The sequence below is a fragment of the Kosakonia arachidis genome (assembly GCF_900116535.1).
Classification (GTDB): domain Bacteria; phylum Pseudomonadota; class Gammaproteobacteria; order Enterobacterales; family Enterobacteriaceae; genus Kosakonia; species Kosakonia arachidis.
In genome coordinates this window covers 243,932-260,386 of record NZ_FPAU01000003.1, presented here as the reverse complement: position 1 = coordinate 260,386, position 16,455 = coordinate 243,932, and the positions used below count along the sequence as shown (strand labels likewise).

General features: G+C 52.9%; 17 protein-coding genes. 4 read left to right on the top strand and 13 right to left on the bottom strand.

The window, feature by feature from the left end; translation table 11 throughout:
- Positions 1–32: 32 nt before the first annotated feature.
- The 5 genes from BM427_RS12795 to pmbA all read right to left on the bottom strand — a co-directional run bounded on the left by BM427_RS12795 (position 33) and on the right by pmbA (position 3,323).
- Positions 33–329 carry a DUF4312 family protein gene (locus BM427_RS12795; protein WP_090122080.1) on the bottom strand — a complete coding sequence of 99 codons (297 nt, stop codon included), beginning with the start codon at positions 327–329 and terminating at the stop codon, positions 33–35.
- A gap of 2 nt (positions 330–331) precedes the next feature.
- Positions 332–694 (bottom strand): SFCGS family glycine-rich protein, encoded by a 363-nt coding sequence (locus BM427_RS12790; RefSeq protein ID WP_090122079.1) that lies wholly within the window; start codon positions 692–694, stop codon positions 332–334.
- A 10-nt stretch (positions 695–704) separates the two neighbouring features.
- Positions 705–1,043, bottom strand: coding sequence for a glycine dehydrogenase (locus tag BM427_RS12785; protein ID WP_090122077.1), 339 nt, complete (start codon positions 1,041–1,043; stop codon positions 705–707).
- A 480-nt stretch (positions 1,044–1,523) separates the two neighbouring features.
- A complete protein-coding gene (cybC, locus tag BM427_RS12780) occupies positions 1,524–1,910 on the bottom strand; it encodes a cytochrome b562 (protein ID WP_090122076.1) in 387 nt (128 codons plus the stop codon).
- Positions 1,911–1,970: 60 nt separating this feature from the next.
- Positions 1,971–3,323, bottom strand: coding sequence for a metalloprotease PmbA (pmbA, locus tag BM427_RS12775; RefSeq protein WP_090122074.1), 1,353 nt, complete (start codon positions 3,321–3,323; stop codon positions 1,971–1,973).
- Between the two features lie 94 nt (positions 3,324–3,417).
- Here pmbA and yjgA point away from each other — a divergent pair, with 94 nt between their 5' ends.
- A complete protein-coding gene (gene yjgA / locus BM427_RS12770; RefSeq protein ID WP_090122073.1) occupies positions 3,418–3,972 on the top strand; it encodes a ribosome biogenesis factor YjgA in 555 nt (184 codons plus the stop codon).
- 293 nt (positions 3,973–4,265) lie between these two features.
- Positions 4,266–5,474 carry an aldose 1-epimerase family protein gene (locus tag BM427_RS12765; RefSeq protein ID WP_090122071.1) on the top strand — a complete coding sequence of 403 codons (1,209 nt, stop codon included), beginning with the start codon at positions 4,266–4,268 and terminating at the stop codon, positions 5,472–5,474.
- 63 nt (positions 5,475–5,537) lie between these two features.
- On the opposite strand, the gene mpl is transcribed toward BM427_RS12765, so the two are convergent.
- Positions 5,538–6,920 (bottom strand): UDP-N-acetylmuramate:L-alanyl-gamma-D-glutamyl-meso-diaminopimelate ligase, encoded by a 1,383-nt coding sequence (gene mpl, locus BM427_RS12760; RefSeq protein ID WP_090122070.1) that lies wholly within the window; start codon positions 6,918–6,920, stop codon positions 5,538–5,540.
- A 275-nt stretch (positions 6,921–7,195) separates the two neighbouring features.
- On the opposite strand from mpl, the gene fbp reads away from it, so the two are divergent.
- Positions 7,196–8,194 (top strand): class 1 fructose-bisphosphatase, encoded by a 999-nt coding sequence (gene fbp, locus BM427_RS12755; RefSeq protein WP_090122068.1) that lies wholly within the window; start codon positions 7,196–7,198, stop codon positions 8,192–8,194.
- 43 nt (positions 8,195–8,237) lie between these two features.
- Here fbp and BM427_RS12750 read toward each other — a convergent pair whose 3' ends face one another.
- The 6 genes from BM427_RS12750 to ytfQ form a co-directional block, all read right to left on the bottom strand.
- The gene (locus BM427_RS12750; RefSeq protein WP_090122066.1) at positions 8,238–8,735 is read right to left on the bottom strand and encodes a DUF2569 domain-containing protein; all 498 of its coding nucleotides are present in this window, start codon (positions 8,733–8,735) and stop codon (positions 8,238–8,240) included.
- A 14-nt stretch (positions 8,736–8,749) separates the two neighbouring features.
- Complete coding sequence (locus BM427_RS12745) at positions 8,750–10,315, bottom strand: methyl-accepting chemotaxis protein (protein ID WP_090122065.1); 1,566 nt, start codon at positions 10,313–10,315, stop codon at positions 8,750–8,752.
- A gap of 111 nt (positions 10,316–10,426) precedes the next feature.
- Positions 10,427–11,425, bottom strand: coding sequence for a galactofuranose ABC transporter, permease protein YjfF (yjfF, locus tag BM427_RS12740; RefSeq protein WP_090122063.1), 999 nt, complete (start codon positions 11,423–11,425; stop codon positions 10,427–10,429).
- A complete protein-coding gene (gene ytfT / locus BM427_RS12735) occupies positions 11,412–12,434 on the bottom strand; it encodes a galactofuranose ABC transporter, ATP-binding protein YtfT (protein ID WP_425280070.1) in 1,023 nt (340 codons plus the stop codon). The genes yjfF and ytfT overlap by 14 nt, the downstream gene beginning before the upstream one ends.
- A 13-nt stretch (positions 12,435–12,447) precedes the next feature.
- Entirely contained in the window at positions 12,448–13,950 is a 1,503-nt protein-coding gene (gene ytfR, locus BM427_RS12730; protein WP_090122060.1) for a galactofuranose ABC transporter, ATP-binding protein YtfR, read from the bottom strand.
- Positions 13,951–14,004: 54 nt separating this feature from the next.
- Positions 14,005–14,961 carry a galactofuranose ABC transporter substrate-binding protein YtfQ gene (gene ytfQ, locus BM427_RS12725; RefSeq protein WP_090122059.1) on the bottom strand — a complete coding sequence of 319 codons (957 nt, stop codon included), beginning with the start codon at positions 14,959–14,961 and terminating at the stop codon, positions 14,005–14,007.
- Positions 14,962–15,364: 403 nt separating this feature from the next.
- Between ytfQ and ppa the strand changes: the two genes are divergently transcribed.
- Complete coding sequence (gene ppa, locus BM427_RS12720; protein ID WP_023478348.1) at positions 15,365–15,895, top strand: inorganic diphosphatase; 531 nt, start codon at positions 15,365–15,367, stop codon at positions 15,893–15,895.
- Positions 15,896–16,103: 208 nt separating this feature from the next.
- Here ppa and BM427_RS12715 read toward each other — a convergent pair whose 3' ends face one another.
- Positions 16,104–16,454, bottom strand: coding sequence for a gamma-glutamylcyclotransferase family protein (locus tag BM427_RS12715; protein WP_090122058.1), 351 nt, complete (start codon positions 16,452–16,454; stop codon positions 16,104–16,106).
- Between the last annotated feature and the right edge of the window lies 1 nt (position 16,455).

The window sequence follows — 16,455 nt, the reverse complement described above, 5'->3', positions numbered from 1 at the left end:
CAGCGGAGGTGATTCACCGGGTACGCGTTGAGTTATTTCGTGACGAAGTCCACTTTATCGAGATTGATGGCGGTCACGTTGACGGTCACGTCCAGCTCCACGCTGTACGTACGTCTTACACGGCGCAGAAAGAGGAACAAAAACGCCTCTTTCCGTGTCGTTTCCTGCGCATGAACAACCTGCACATCCTGTGGCTCGATACGCAGTAAAATATGCTGCGACGCTTTCATCACCGCAGCCTGAACCTGGTTCAGTGCATCCGCGAAAGCGCGCGCTTTCGCCTCGCCTTTTCCCTTAACCCTGACCGTGGTGGTGAACTGTTCTTTCATGGTTATGCGCCGTATTTTTTCTGCCAGGCCAGCACCATACGCTCGCCTAACTCTTCTTTGTCCATAAAGCCGAAGCCAAAAACATTGCAGCCTTCATTGATGGCGGTAACGCCTTCTTCCACAGAGCGCATGCCATATTTGGCTTTATAGCCGTGCTTGTTCTGTGCGGTGATGGCACCCGCGCCGCCGCTGCCGCAAAACGAAATGCCGAAAGTGGCGTTTTCCGCTTTCATCACATCACCCAATTTCATATCTGCCGCTACGCCCGGTACCACCACGGCACGGCCGCCCGCTTTTTCAACGCCTGCGGCGACTTTCTGGCCTTTGCCAAGACGATCGCCAATCACTACGGTAATTTGTTCCATTTTGGGCTCCTTATAGGTTCTCTTTTGCCACTTCGAAGTGCACCGACAGCAGCCAGGCTTCTTCTTCCGGAAGATTGCCAAACGCCGCCACCACTTCACGGGCCAGGTTCATTGATTCAGGCGAGATTTCATCAAACAGGCTGGCATCCACTTCCGGCAGCGGTTCGCCGGTCACAGACCGGTGCGCCATCGCGCGAACATGGGAGGTCAGCATCTGCTGCTGCACCGCATTCGGCGTAATACCGTGATTGCTCAGCAGCGCATAGACCTGCGTCAACATGCGCCCGGCAAGGGTTGCCGTTTGCTCTGCCCGCTCTTGGGCATCGTTCATTACCGCTCCGTTATTCACTCGTCGTACCCCATTTATCTCGTTGGGATAAAACTAACGTTGCGGGTTACAAGTTTGTAGCGAGGAGTTTTCCACTTCAAAGTGGAAAGGGGAAAGGCGTTAGTGATCTGCGCCACATAAATCATCAGGGAAGAGATATATCACTGCGAAAGAGTCACAGATTTACGCAAAAGAAGCGGAAAAACGCCCTTGCCGAAGCAGAAAAAAACGCGGAAGCCGAAGGGAAAAGCACGAGCGCAATAAGATATTCTTATTGCTGATCCGCCTTCAGCTCACGCAGAAGATGAGTAGTGAAAGCGGCGACCAGCGGATGAAAGAGAGAGTTAACGACAGGTGATTTTAATCCCCTGACGTAACACGTATTAAAAAATGAAACCGCAGCGGCAAGCAAACAATAAAAAGCGGGCACCGAAAATTCTGGTCAAGAAGCTGAAGTAAAAAACGGGGCAATTGCCCCGCTTCATGTAATCAGATACCGAATTAACGGTATTTCTTATGGTACGTATTGCGCGTATCAGCAAGCCCTTTCGCAGCATCCTGCGCTTCTTTCACTTTGCCTTCATTTGCCAGTTTCAGCGCGCCGTCGATTTGCCCGACCAGAATATCAAAGCCGTGACGAAAATCTTTCATCTCGGGGCTATCCGGCGCTTTGCCTTCCAGCTTCGGCGGTGTGGCTTTCTGCGCATCCAGCGCAGCGGTACGCATTTTGGTTAACGCATCTTTCATTTCTGTGGCGTCACTGGTTTTCTGCACCACTTTGAGATTTTGGGCGAGAGTATCCATATCCTCACCGAGATCGGCGGCAAACACCGTCGAACCGACAAACAATGATGACACAGCCAGGATTGCTAACAGGTTTTTACGCATTGCTCACTTCCTTTTTATTATTCACGCTAAAGGCGCACTGCATTGCGCCACGGAGTAATGTTATTGTCCGGCGATTTTCATCTCCGGTAACAACACTGAACCACACTGAATGTTACTACGTTGTTCAATATCGTCACCGATGGTAACAATATTGCGCCACATCTCTTTTAAGTTGCCGGCAATGGTGATTTCGCTCACCGGATACTGAATTTCGCCATTTTCTACCCAGAAACCGGAAGCACCACGGGAATAATCGCCGGTAATACCACTCACGCCCTGGCCCATCAGTTCAGTTACCACCAGACCGGTGCCCATCTCTTTTAGCATCTGCTCAAAGCTCAGGCCACGTCCGGCAATGTGCCAGTTGTGAATACCGCCTGCATGGCCGGTGCTTTTCAGCCCCAGTTTACGCGCGGAGTAGCTGGTCAGCAGCCACTGCATCAACACGCCATCTTTAATGATGTCGCGGCGTTCGGTACGTACACCTTCGCTGTCGAACGGCGTCGAAGCCAGCCCTTTACGCAGGTGCGGATGCTCTTCAATGGTCAACCATTCCGGCAGGATCTGCTTGCCGAGATAGTCGAGCAGGAAAGTCGATTTACGATACACTGCGCCGCCCGCGATCGCGCCCACCAGATGACCGAACAGTCCCGTTGACACTTCATGACCGAAAATCACTGGCGCTTTCATGGTCGGCAGTTTACGCGGCGAAAGGCGCGACAGCGTGCGCTTAGCACACTCTTCACCTACCCACTCGGGCGTTTTCAGGTCGTTGATATCGCGGCCAATGGTATACGCATAATCGCGCTCCATTTCGCCGTTCTCTTCAGCAATCACGGAGCTCGACAGCGAATGACGGGTAGAGCAGTAGCTTTGCAGCATACCGAGGCTATTACCGAAAACTTTGATGCCGTAGTGGCTGTTGAAGCTGCCGCCTTCGGTATTGGTGATGCGTTTGTCAGCTTTCAGCGCAGTTTGTTCAGCGCGAGCTGCCCACTCAATCGCTTCATCCGGCGTCACTTCCGCTGGGTGGAAAAGATCGAGATCCGGCGCGTCGAAGGCCAGTAACTCTTTGTCTGCCACGCCCGCGTAAGGATCCGGCGAGGTATAGCGGGCAATATCCAGCGCAGCCTGCACCGTACGCGCGATGGCATCCGGGCTGAGATCGGTGGATGACGCGCTGCCTTTGCGGTTCTGGTGATAAACGGTGATCCCCAGCGCGCCGTCGCTATTAAATTCTACATTCTCCACTTCACCGTAGCGCGTGCTGACGCCAATCCCGGTAGTTTTGCTGACCGCCACTTCCGCACCGTCCGCTTTCCCGGAGGCCAGCTCCAGTGCCGTGGAAACCGCGTCTTCCAGCGTTTTGCGTTGTTGTGCAACTTGTGTGATTACTTTCATCGCCAATGCCATAATTAAGGGAGAGAATCTTTGAAGTCTAACAGAGAACCGTTTTTCAGTGTGCGCCTTAACTGGTAACATTAGCCTCTTTTTTAAGGAGCCTGAGATGACAAAGCAGCCCGACGACTGGCTCGATGACGTGCCCGGTAATGATATTGAAGACGAAGATGATGAGATTATCTGGGTCAGTAAAAGTGAAATTAAGCGTGATGCTGAAGAGTTAAAGCAGCTTGGCGCGGAAATGGTAGATCTGGGGAAAAACTCGCTGGATAAACTCCCGCTTGACCAGGATCTGCGTGACGCCATTGAACTGGCTCAGCGCATCAAGAAAGAAGGCCGCCGCCGCCAGTTGCAGTTGATCGGTAAACTGCTGCGTCAACGCGACGTGGATCCTATTCGTCAGGCTCTGGATAAGCTGAAAAACCGTCACAACCAGCAGGTGGCGTTTTTCCATAAGCTGGAGCAGATTCGCGATCGTCTGATCGAAGAGGGCGACGATGCGGTGCCGGAAGTACTGAACCTGTGGCCGGACGCCGACCGCCAGCAACTGCGTTCGCTTATCCGCAATGCGCAGAAAGAGAAAGAAGGCAACAAACCGCCAAAATCCGCGCGTTTGATTTTCCAGTATCTGCGCGAACTGGCCGAAACCAGCGAACAGTAATCACCCTGTGATAACCCTCTCCGCCAGGGGAGGGATTTTCCCCCGCCTTTTTCTTCATCTCCTTTATAAAACATAACTGGTCAGCTGAATCGTTAAAGCTAAAATCTTCACCGATCACAAATCTATTATAGATATATGTTTCATTTCTCTCATAAATGAGATCAATGTTCGCTTTTCATATATGAATCTGCACTCTTTTTCATCAGATGAATCGGATCACATTTTCTCCGCAGCGCAAAACGTAGATTTTCGCTGTAGTGACCATAATCGATTCAGCTAAAAAGGATGACACGATGAAAAAGACAGTAATACTTTCCGCTATTGCACTACTTATCTCTGGCCCGGCAATGGCGAAAACCTGGGTGCTGACAAGTGCTGATGGCTCTACAGAGCAAGGAAACTGGCGGATCACCAGCGATCAGCTGAACATCAAAGATCAGCCATTCAGCATTGAGCAAGTGGTACTGCACGGTGGTAAGCAGGAAGGCAGTAAAGTCATTAAACTGAGCAGCAAAAACGGCCTCACTATTGCCCTTAGCCCGACCCGCGGCATGAATTTGCTTTACGCCGACGGTTTTGGCGTACATCTGGGTTGGAATTCACCGGTTAAAGAGGTAGTCAACCCGGCATTTATTAACCTCGAAAGCCGCAACGGCCTGGGCTGGCTGGAAGGTTTCAACGAGATGGTGGTGCGCTGTGGTTATGAATGGACTGGCCATCCGGTCACCGCTGACGGGCAGATCTATACCCTGCATGGCAAAGCGGGCAACACGCCAGCGTCACAGGTTTCGGTTGATGTCAGCGAAACAGCGCCTTATGAAATTCGTATTCGCGGGCTGGTAAAAGAAAGCGCCTTTAAAAAAGTGGATCTGCAAACAGAGACGGAGCTGCGCTATATTCCTGGCAGCAACAGCTTCAGCCTGCATGATGTGCTGACCAACCACGCGGATTACCCACACGATTATCAAATTATCTATCACAGCAACTTCAGCAAACCGATTCTCGAGCAAGGCGCGCGTTTTATAACGCCGTATGAAAATGTCAGCCCCTTCAATGACTACGCCAAAGGCGGCCTGAAAGAGTGGCAAACCTACGCCGGGCCGACCAAAGGCTTCGACGAGATGGTGTTTAATATCAAACCGCTGGCCGATGCCAGTAAACAGACGGTGGCCGCGCTGGTGAACAAAGCGGGCGATAAAGGGGTGGCAATTAACTATAACACCGCACAACTACCGGTACTGACAATGTGGAAAAACACCGATACGGAAAAACAGGGCTATGTAACCGGAATTGAGCCGGGCACCAGCTATGCCTATCCGGTCACCATTGAGCGCGCGCAAAAACGCGTGAAACAGCTGCAACCGGGCCAGAGTGCACACTTCGATCTGACTTATACTTTGCTGCATAACAGTTCACAGGTGGCGGACGTAGAGAAACGCGTGAAAGAGATTCAGGGCAGCAAAACGCCGCAAACTATCGACACGCCGATGGCAAAAGAGTAATCCGCAGCCATAAAAAAAACCGCGCCGGTTTCCCGGTCGCGGTTTTTTTATTTCAGCCAGCCGTCAGAACTTTTCTGCTTTGGCCTCAGCTTTTTTCGCTAAGCCATCAAGCAGCTTCTGGTGAATACCACCGAAACCGCCGTTGCTCATCACCAGAATGTGATCGCCAGGATGTGCAGTTTTGATGATCATCTCCGCCAGCGTATCGACATCCGCGCTCCAGTGAGCAGGCTGTACGCAGGCATCCGCTACTTCAGCTACCTGCCACGGAATGTGTTGCGGCTGCAACAGGAACACTTCATCAGCGCGTCCCAACGATGGGGCCAGATCGTCTTTGCAAATACCCATTTTCATTGTGTTGGAACGCGGTTCCAGCACGGCGATGATTTTCGCCGTACCGCCGACTTTGCCGCGCAGCGCGGCCAGCGTGGCGAGTATCGCTGTCGGGTGGTGCGCGAAATCGTCATACACCGTTACACCATTCGCTTCCCCGCGCAGCTCCAGGCGACGGCGGGCATTGATAAACGAGCCCAGCGCACTGGCGGCATCGGCCGGTGCAACGCCGACATGGCGCGCGGCGGCAATGGCCATCAAACCGTTATGCATGTTGTGCTCGCCCACCAGCCCCCAGTTCACCTGTCCGACGCATGCCCCGTCCAGCCAGACTTCCCAGCTTGAGGCATCGGTGGTCAGTTTCTTCGCCTGCCAGTGGCCCTGTTCGCCCACCAGTTCCTGCTCGCTCCAGCAGCCCATCGCCATGGTCTGCTTCAGGTTGATATCGTTTTCCGGCCAGATGATTTTCCCCTGTCCCGGCACGATGCGCACCAGATGGTGGAACTGCTTCTGAATCGCCTTCAGGTCGTCAAAAATATCCGCATGATCGAACTCAAGGTTATTCAGAATCAGCGTGCGCGGGCAGTAATGAACGAATTTGGAACGCTTGTCGAAGAACGCGCAGTCATACTCATCAGCTTCGATGACAAAGAAAGGGCTCTCGCCCAGACGCGCAGAAACCTCAAAGTTTCCCGGTACCCCGCCAATAACAAAGCCTGGCTTGTAGCCGCAGGCTTCGAGGATCCAGGTTGCCATCCCGGCGGTTGTGGTTTTGCCGTGCGTACCGGCAACGGCGACTACCCAGCGATCGCGCAGGACAAAGTCGTGCAGCCACTGCGGGCCGGACATAAACGGAATGTTTTTCTCCAGCACAGCTTCCACGCATGGATTACCGCGCTTCATGACGTTGCCGATAATCACCAAATCCGGTACAGGATCGAGCTGGCCTGCGTCATAACCTTCAATCAGCTCAATGCCTTCCTTTTCAAGCATCGTACTCATCGGCGGGTAAATATTGGCGTCGGAGCCCGTAACCTGATGTCCCAGCGAACGCGCCAGCAAGGCCAGGCCGCCCATGAAAGTGCCACAAATCCCCAAAATATGAATGCGCATACGTTTTTATCCTTTCCAAAACTGGCGCACATTTTACGCATATGTTTAACGTCTGAGAACAGTATTTCAGGATAATCCCCATACTGCTGGCGCGATTCACCTGAGCACGGACTGTTGAATCTTTGTTAGTATTGTTGTAAGTCCGTCACGCTTTCAACATCGAAAGCGCTGGCTGTTAAGGTTCAGGCTGTTTGCTATCCGGAACTTGCTGTCACAGCAACCTGAAACCTTCAGGACAAGATCGCTTTACTCCATATACATGCAGGGAAAGTGTTATGAAAACGTTAGGTGAATTTATTGTCGAAAAGCAGCACGAATTCTCACACGCCACCGGTGAATTAACTGCTTTGCTGTCGGCGATAAAACTGGGCGCCAAGATCATTCATCGCGATATCAATAAGGCCGGACTGGTCGATATCCTGGGTGCAAGCGGTGCTGAAAACGTCCAGGGTGAGGAGCAACAAAAACTCGACCTGTTCGCAAACGAAAAACTGAAAGCTGCACTTCGCGCGCGCGATATCGTGGCCGGTATCGCTTCTGAAGAAGAGGACGAAATTGTCGTTTTCGAAGGTTGTGAACACGCCAAATACGTGGTGCTGATGGATCCTCTTGATGGCTCATCGAACATCGACGTCAACGTCTCTGTCGGAACCATTTTCTCTATTTACCGCCGCGTGACTCCCGTCGGCACGCCGGTTACGGAAGAAGATTTCCTGCAACCGGGCAACAAACAGGTTGCTGCGGGTTATGTGGTCTACGGTTCGTCCACTATGCTGGTTTACACCACTGGCTGCGGTGTTCACGCCTTTACATACGATCCATCACTCGGCGTTTTCTGCCTGTGCCAGGAACGTATGAAGTTCCCGGAGCATGGCAATACCTACTCCATCAACGAAGGTAACTACATCAAATTCCCGCAGGGTGTGAAAAAGTACCTGAAGTTCTGCCAGCAAGAGGATAAAGAGACCCACCGTCCGTATACCACGCGCTATATCGGCTCGCTGGTGGCAGATTTCCACCGCAATCTGCTAAAAGGCGGCATCTACCTCTACCCAAGTACTGCAAGCCACCCGCAAGGGAAACTGCGTCTGCTGTATGAATGCAATCCGATGGCGTTCCTCGCTGAACAGGCGGGCGGCAAAGCGAGCGACGGGAAAGAGCGCATTCTGGACATTCAACCGGAAAGCCTGCACCAGCGCCGTCCCTTCTTCGTCGGCAATGAGCACATGGTTGATGATGTAGAACGTTTTATGCGTGAATTTCCGGACGCGTAAGTGCAGGGAAAGGGTAGTAAAGCGCCACACCTGTGGCGCTTTTTTAGCGCACAAAAGTCCGTTTGACACGCTCAGAAATGAGGAAATACGGCACCCAAATCGCTGTGCTTATCACATTGCGGATCAACGCCTTCACAGTTTCGAAGATGTATGGCAGCGCAATAAGGTAGTGCGCCAGCAATAAATCAACGCCATAAAAAAGCAGCCAAATCAGCAGGAAACCAATATAAAAGCGAGGAAGCTGACGCTTTTTCTGGAAAAACAGGCTGCAAACAAACAGCGAATAAGCAAACATGGCGATATAGAAAACCAGTTCGTAAATCAGCAGCACTTTCGGCCCAGTGGCGATGGCACTGTAATGCTCCATCAACACTTTTGTGGTGGTATTAATGGAGGCAATGATCGCAATCAGCGACACCAGCAGGCCAATCGCCGGTACAAACAGCCAGCCACGGATCTTTTTAAATTCTCGCTCTTCACATACCGCGCAATAATCGCTGTTTTTCAACGCTTCGTTATCACATTGAATACAAACACCCATTTCTCTTCCTTCGATTATCCCTGGGTTTGCAGACGGAATAATGCCATCGCTTGCAGCAGCTCGCGCGACTGATCTTCCAGCGAACGGGTCGCGGCAGACGATTGTTGTACCAGCGCCGCGTTCTGCTGCGCAGTTTCATCCATCTGACTGACCGCGATATTGACCTGCTCGATACCCCGACTCTGCTCCTGCGATGCGTTGGCGATTTCGCGCATCAGTTTGGTCATACGCAGTACTTCTTCAGCGATTTCATCCATCGTTTCACCCGCCTGCATCGCCAGATCGCTGCCTTCAGACACCTGTGACTGCGAGCTGCTTATAAGATGGCGGATCTCTTTCGCCGATTCGGCACTACGGCTGGCAAGATTACGCACTTCCCCGGCAACCACCGCGAAACCACGCCCCTGCTCTCCCGCGCGCGCCGCTTCGACCGCGGCGTTCAACGCAAGGATATTGGTCTGGAAGGCAATGGCATCAATCACGCTGAGAATATCGGCGATGCGATCGGAACTGCTGGAGATTTCGCGCATTTTTTCAATCACATAGCATACCATCTCACTGCCACGATCGGCGGTATCAGAAACGGTTTTAGCCAGTTTATGCGCCTGATCGGCGTTGTCGGCGTTCAGTTTCACTGTCGCGGTGATCTGCTCCATGCTGGCTGCCGTTTGTTCAAGCGATGTCGCCGTTGATTCCGTGCGCTGTGACAGATCGACGTTGCCAGCGGCCAGTTCGCGGCTGCCTGTATCGATTTGTGCGCTGGCATCGCGAACACGGGTGACGGAGCTGATCAGCGAGTGGCGCATCTCTTCGATGGCCACGTTCAGACGGTTAAACTCTTTACTGCTCACCTCGGTTTTTACCGCGATCAAATTGCCAGCCGCAACCTGCTCAAGCTGTTCGATAGCGCGATCCAGCGGTTTCAGCAGCATATGGCGCAGCGCCAGCCAGGCCAGAACGATCATCCCGGCCACCAACAGCGCCACCACCAGAATCAGCAGCATCACAACATGTTTGCGGCTCTGTACGGCGTCCACTTCCGCTCTGCCGCGCGTTTCGCCCCACTGCTGGAAGGCCTGTATGTCATTGTCGAACTGGCGGGAAATGGGGATCAGTTTGTTTTCCAGCAAATCGTAGTAGGCATCCACGCTCTGCTGATTCAGTGCATCCTGCATCGGTTTAATACCCTGATTCACGTAATCGCCGTAGCTTTTCGCCACTCCGGCAAGCAGAGCGGAACCCTGCTCATCATCGACACCGGCGGCGATCACGTTGCTGAGGGACGCTTCACCCTGCGCAATTTCACCGTTGATCTGCTTGACGGATTTCGCAGCGTCATCAAGTAACCCCACTTCCATCATCCGCACCGCCTGACCGGCTTCGTTACGCGCCCGCAAAATCAGCGTGTACCCCTCACTCAGGCGCGCCATTTTTTCGCCCTGAAGTTGACTAATTCGCTCCAGTGACGAGGAGCTTTTATTGAGTGCATACACCCCGATGCCGCTGACCAACAGCAGCAGCAGAGTCATAACGGCCAGTATAGAAAGTAAACCAGTACGGATCGAAAGCATTTTAAGCATGATGTGAATTCCGGTAGCAGTGATACTTCTCGGCGTAAATTAAGCCCATTTCGTCAGTTATCGGCCGCTACCGGATTTACTTTAGGAGAAACTAATTATTTCAATATGTTATCACTTTATTGCCGTTGTGTTAATGCGTGTTACAGGAGAGCTTTGACGGTTTTCCCACAGCACCGTCAGCCCGCGTTGCAACGCGATAAAAATAAACAACAGGATACCGATGGCGATTTTCGTCCACCACGAGCTGAGCGTCCCATCGAAGTTAATATAGGTCTGGATCAGCCCCTGAATCGCCACGCCAAACAGCGTTCCCAACACCGTACCGACGCCGCCGCTAAGCAATGTCCCGCCGATTACCACCGAGGCAATGGCATCCAGTTCCACACCTACGCCCGCCAGTGCATAACCGGCCTGGGTATAAATCGAGAAGACAATGCCCGCCAGCGTCGCAAGGCCAGTAGAAAGCATATAGATGCGAATGGTGGTGCTGCGGGTGGAGATCCCCATCAGGTTCGCCGACGTCGCGTTGCCACCAATGGCATACACTTCATTGCCAAAACGGGTGCGATGAGCAAGGAAAATCCCCACTACCACCACCATTAACATTAATAATCCCATAGCGCTCAAGCGTCCGCCGCCGGGGATCATCCACGCGAGGCTGGAGAGCGAATCATAGATCGGGTGATTAATCGGAATCGATTCTTCCGAGAGCAGATAACTGGCGCCACGCAGGAAGAACATCCCCGCGAGGGTGATGATAAATGCCGGGATTTTTAACGCATCGATCAGCAACCCCATAAACGCGCCGAAAGCGCAGCCCATCAGTAAAATAATCGGGAAAGCGAGCAGCGGCGAAATCCCCCAGTCACCGATCGCTTTTGCCAGAAAGACACCGCTGAAGGCGATCACTGAGCCGACGGACAAATCGATACCGCCAGAGAGGATCACAAAGGTCATACCAACGGCGATGATTCCCAGAAAGGCGTTATCCGTCAGGATATTACATATCACACGCGTCGAGGCGAAACCGGGAAACTGCGTCAGGCAGTAGAGGTAACCGAGCACAAACACGCCTAACGTTATCATCAGCGGCAAATTACGTTTTATCATGACCGCGTACTCCTTTAATCAGCGCAATAAAGCGCGGCGACTGGACAATCAGTACACACATCACCACCACCGCTTTTACAACCTGGTTGAGTTCCGGCTGGAAACCGGAGAGCAAAATCCCGGTATTCATACCCTGAATAATCAGCGCGCCGATCACCGAGAGTACGAGGTTAAACCGCCCGCCCATTAACGAGCCACCGCCAATAACCACCGCCAGAATGGCATCCATCTCCAGCCACAGCCCGGCGTTATTGGCATCTGCGCCGCGAATATCCGCAGCGACGATCACCCCGGCAATAGCCGCACACACGCCACTCAAAACGTAGGTCAGCATCACCACGCTGCGCGTATTCACCCCGGCGTTTTTTGCCGCGCGAATATTAATCCCTGCCGCTTCAATAAACATGCCGAGCGCCGTTTTACGGGTAAACAGCCAGAACAGCAGCAGCGTGACCAGTGCGATAATCACCGGCGCCGGGAACAGCAATAGCGATCCGCTGCCGATCCACGCTAGTGACGGCGCGTTAAAGGTAACGATCTGCCCGGAGGTGATTAACTGTGCCACGCCACGCCCTGCCACCATCAGGATCAGCGTGGCGACAAAAGGCTGGATCTTGAGGATCGCCACCAGAATGCCGTTCCACAATCCGGCCAGCACGCCAGTAGCAAGCGCGGCCAGCAGTACCACCGTCAGGCTGTGCCCGGAAACAGTGAGCGATGCCGCCGTTGCGCCGGCAATCGCCATCACCGCGCCAACAGAAAGATCGATGCCGCCAGTGGCGATCACCAGCGTCATACCAATCGCCAGCAACACCACGGGCGCCGCGCGGTTAAGGATGTCGATCGGGCTACCGAACAGGCGACCATCCTGCAGCACCACCTGATAAAAATGGGGCGCGACCATGCTGTCCACCACCAGAACCAGCACCAGCGCGATAAGCTGGGGTGTTCCGGTGGGCCAGTTAAAGCGGCGCTTAGGCTGCCCGGTTTGACCCACAGTTTGAGGCATCACACTCTACTCCTTACGCCGCAATGGCATTCATGATCGCCGGAACCGACAGCTCTGCGAGCGGGATCTCCGCCACCTGTTTGCGATCGCGCATGATGATCACGCGATCCGCATAGCCCACCAGCTCCTCCAGTTCAGAGGAGATAACCAGCAGCGCCAGACCATCGGCGCAGAGGGTTTCAATCAAACGAATGATCTCGGCATGTGCGCCGACGTCGATACCGCGCGTCGGTTCATCGAGGATCAGAAATTGAGGCCGGGTCAGCAGCCAGCGCGAGAGCAGCACTTTTTGCTGGTTGCCACCGGAGAGAAACTCAATCGGCTGCTCGGCGCTCGGTGTACGGATCCCCAACTGGCGGATAAAACGCTCGGCAATCGCGTTTTGCTCTTTGCGCGGAATAGGCCGCAGCCAGCCACGCTGTGCCTGCAACGCCAGTACAATGTTTTCACGTACGGAGGCCGCCGCGATAATGCCATCCGTTTTGCGATCTTCCGGGCAAAAACCGATTCCCAGGCACGAAGCCTGATGCGGAGAACGGAGTATCTGGCTCTTACCTTTGATGATCGCGTTGCCGCTGTCGGCGGGTTTGATGCCAAAAATCACTTCAGCGGTTTCGGTGCGCCCGGAGCCCAACAGCCCGGCCAGGCCGACGATTTCGCCAGGACGCACTTCCAGATCAAACGGCGTGATGACGCCTTTTTTGCCATAGCCGCTGAACGCTGCAACCGGTTTATCGCTCAACAGCGTACGTCCTGCGCGCTGAAGCGCATTGCTGTCCAGTTCGCGGCCCAGCATCATTTTCACCAGCTCGATTTGCGGCAACTCATGGGTTTCGCGACAGCCAACAAAACCGCCATTACGCAGTACAGTAATGCGATCGCTAACTTCATAAACCTGATCGAGAAAGTGGGTGACGAAAATCAGGCTGACGCCCTGATCGCGAAGCTGGCGCATCAGCGTAAACAGCATCTCCACTTCCTGGGTATCAAGGCTGGCGGTCGGTTCATCGAGGATCAGCACTTTGGCTGACAGATCGATGGCACGGCAGATCGCGACGATCTGTTGCATCGCCACCGAATAACGATTGAGCGGCTCGCGCACATCCAGCGAGAAACCGTAAGACGCCATCAGATCGGTCGCGCGTTTCTCCATCTCTTTGCGGCGCAGCAAACCAAAACGCCGCGGTTCGCGGCCAATAAATAAATTGTCCGCCACCGACATATTCGGTAGCAGGTTCACTTCCTGGTACACGGTACCGATGCCGAGTTGCTGTGCATGGGCAGTGTTTTTGGGGTTGATCTGCTGACCTTCAAGCCAGATAGCCCCTTTATCAGCATGATAAACACCGGTTAGCGCCTTAATCAGCGTTGATTTCCCGGCGCCATTTTCCCCAAGCAGCGCCATGATCTCGCCACGCCGCAGGCTGAAATCCACGTTATCGAGCGCTTTTACGCCGGGAAAGAATTTACTTAAGCCTTCGGTACGCAGGATTTCCTGGTGTGCTTCCGCGTTCATTGTCGACCCCTTAAACCATTACCCTCTCCCCGATGGGGAGAGGGTTTTTGCGACTCAGTAACCCATATTTTTCTTTTTCTCCAGCTCCTCTTTTGCCGTATCCGGCAGATAGAGGGTGGATTTGGTGATAGTCAGCTTCGGTGGCAGGGTGCCGTCTTTTTTGAATTTCTCTAACGCGTCGAAAGCCGGGCCAGCCATGTTCGGCGTCAATTCGACACTGGCATTGGCTTCGCCGTCTATCATCGCTTTGTAGATATCCGGTACGCCGTCAATGGAGCCGGTCAGGATATCTTTGCCTGGTTTCAGGCCCGCTTCTTTGATCGCCTGAATCGCACCGATCACCATGTCATCGTTATGGGCGTAAACCATGCAGATGTTTTTGCCGTTGTTTTCCGCCTTGATGAAGCTCTCCATGACCTCTTTACCCTTACTACGGGTAAAGTCGCCGGATTGCGAACGGATGATCTTAATGTTCGGGGCTTTAGAAATAGCTTCGGCAAACCCTTTCTTACGATCGATCGCTACGCTGGCACCGACGGTGCCTTGCAGTTCGACGACATTACACGGTTTGCCATCCACGGTTTTCACCAGCCATTCGCCAATCAACTTACCTTCAAGAATATTGTTGGCGGTGACGGTAGTCATATAGAGCGATTTATCTTTAACATCGATGGAGCGATCGAGCAGGAACACCGGAATTTTGGCATCTTTCGCTTCTTTTAGTACCGGCTCCCAGCCCGTTGCCACCACTGGCGCAATAAAGATGGCGTCCACGCCCTGAGCGATAAACGAACGTACGGCTTTGATCTGGTTTTCCTGCTTTTGCTGACCGTCGGCGATTTTCAGCGTAATACCGCGTTTGCTGGCTTCGCTTTTCGCGACGTTAGTTTCAGCGGCTCGCCAGCCGGATTCTGATCCGACCTGCGAAAATCCTACGGTTAAAGGGGCGGCCATCGCCATAGACGACATGGCTGCCGAAACTGCTGTGACAAGAAGTAAGCGCTTCCACATAAGAGCATCCTCGTAGGGTTATTGTTGGCTACAACTTCACCTGCGGAGAAAACTATAGACAATTCGTGATGTAACAGAATGCGTTACATCACAAATTGGAAAAGTGAATGAATTGTTGATTCCCAGTTGCGATCTGGCACGCGAAATGGCGCACTCTTATGTACCCTAAATCTGCTCTTGATCTTACGGAAATTTAACTGTTGCAGTGTGGTGAAAAATCTCGCTGTAATCGCTTCCACAAAATTATTCAGGATGCTGCTATTGTTATGGACAAAACTGTCACAAAAAGGGAAAACAAAACGCACTGAAAATGTGTGAGTAAGTTAAAACAGGCGAAGACATTCACCGCCAGTTGGCTATAATACCCGGCACTTGTTTGCCACACATTTTAAAGGAAACAAACATGAGCTTATTGAACGTCCCGGCGGGTAAAGATCTGCCAGAAGATATCTACGTGGTTATCGAAATCCCGGCTAACGCTGACCCGATCAAATATGAAGTTGACAAAGAAAGCGGCGCACTGTTCGTTGACCGTTTCATGTCTACCGCGATGTTCTATCCGTGCAACTACGGTTACATCAACCACACCCTCTCCCTGGATGGTGACCCGGTTGACGTGCTGGTACCGACACCGTACCCGCTGGAGCCAGGCTCTGTGATCCGCTGCCGCCCGGTTGGCGTACTGAAAATGACCGACGAATCTGGCGAAGATGCGAAACTGGTTGCTGTTCCGCACACTAAACTGAGCAAAGAGTACGATCACATTAAAGATGTGAACGATCTGCCGGAACTGCTGAAAGCGCAGATCACCCACTTCTTCGAGCACTACAAAGATCTCGAAAAAGGCAAATGGGTGAAAGTGGATGGTTGGGACAACGCTGAAGCCGCGAAAGCGGAAATCGTTGCCTCCTTCGAACGCGCTGCCAAAAAATAATACGGTTTAATGAAAAAGCCCCGGTACGCTTATGTAGCCGGGGCTTTTTTATGGCTACGCATCATGAATGCCGGATGGTGGCTCGGCCTTATCCGGTTAGCTCTCCGCAACATTCTGTATTAAGCGTTGATCGGGAGCCATCCAGCGAAAAATTCCTGCTGCCCGTAAAAGAAAAACCGCGCCAGGTGGCGCGGTTCTCTAATACTGATTACTTTTGGTACTGTTCCCTGTCGAGCCAGTTACCGCTTTCAATCAAGGTTTTTCCCTCAACCGAACGCTGATACACATACATCCAGGCGCTGCCATAAGGCGTCTGGATCAGTTGACGTTTGTATTCGCCCCCTGCGGTACGTAAGGCATCCAGTTCGCCGAGTGTTGCCGCATCGATGCGATAAACTTCGCCCTTCACGTTTCCTTCGCCCTCAACAGCCCCTGGGTAATGCCCCAGACTATACAGCTGATGATTTTCGACGCAAAAGTCCCCCAGCCACTGAGCGTTGGTCATCCAGTGGCTGTTGCCCTGCTTGCGTCGTAAACTGCCGTAGACAAATATTCGCATT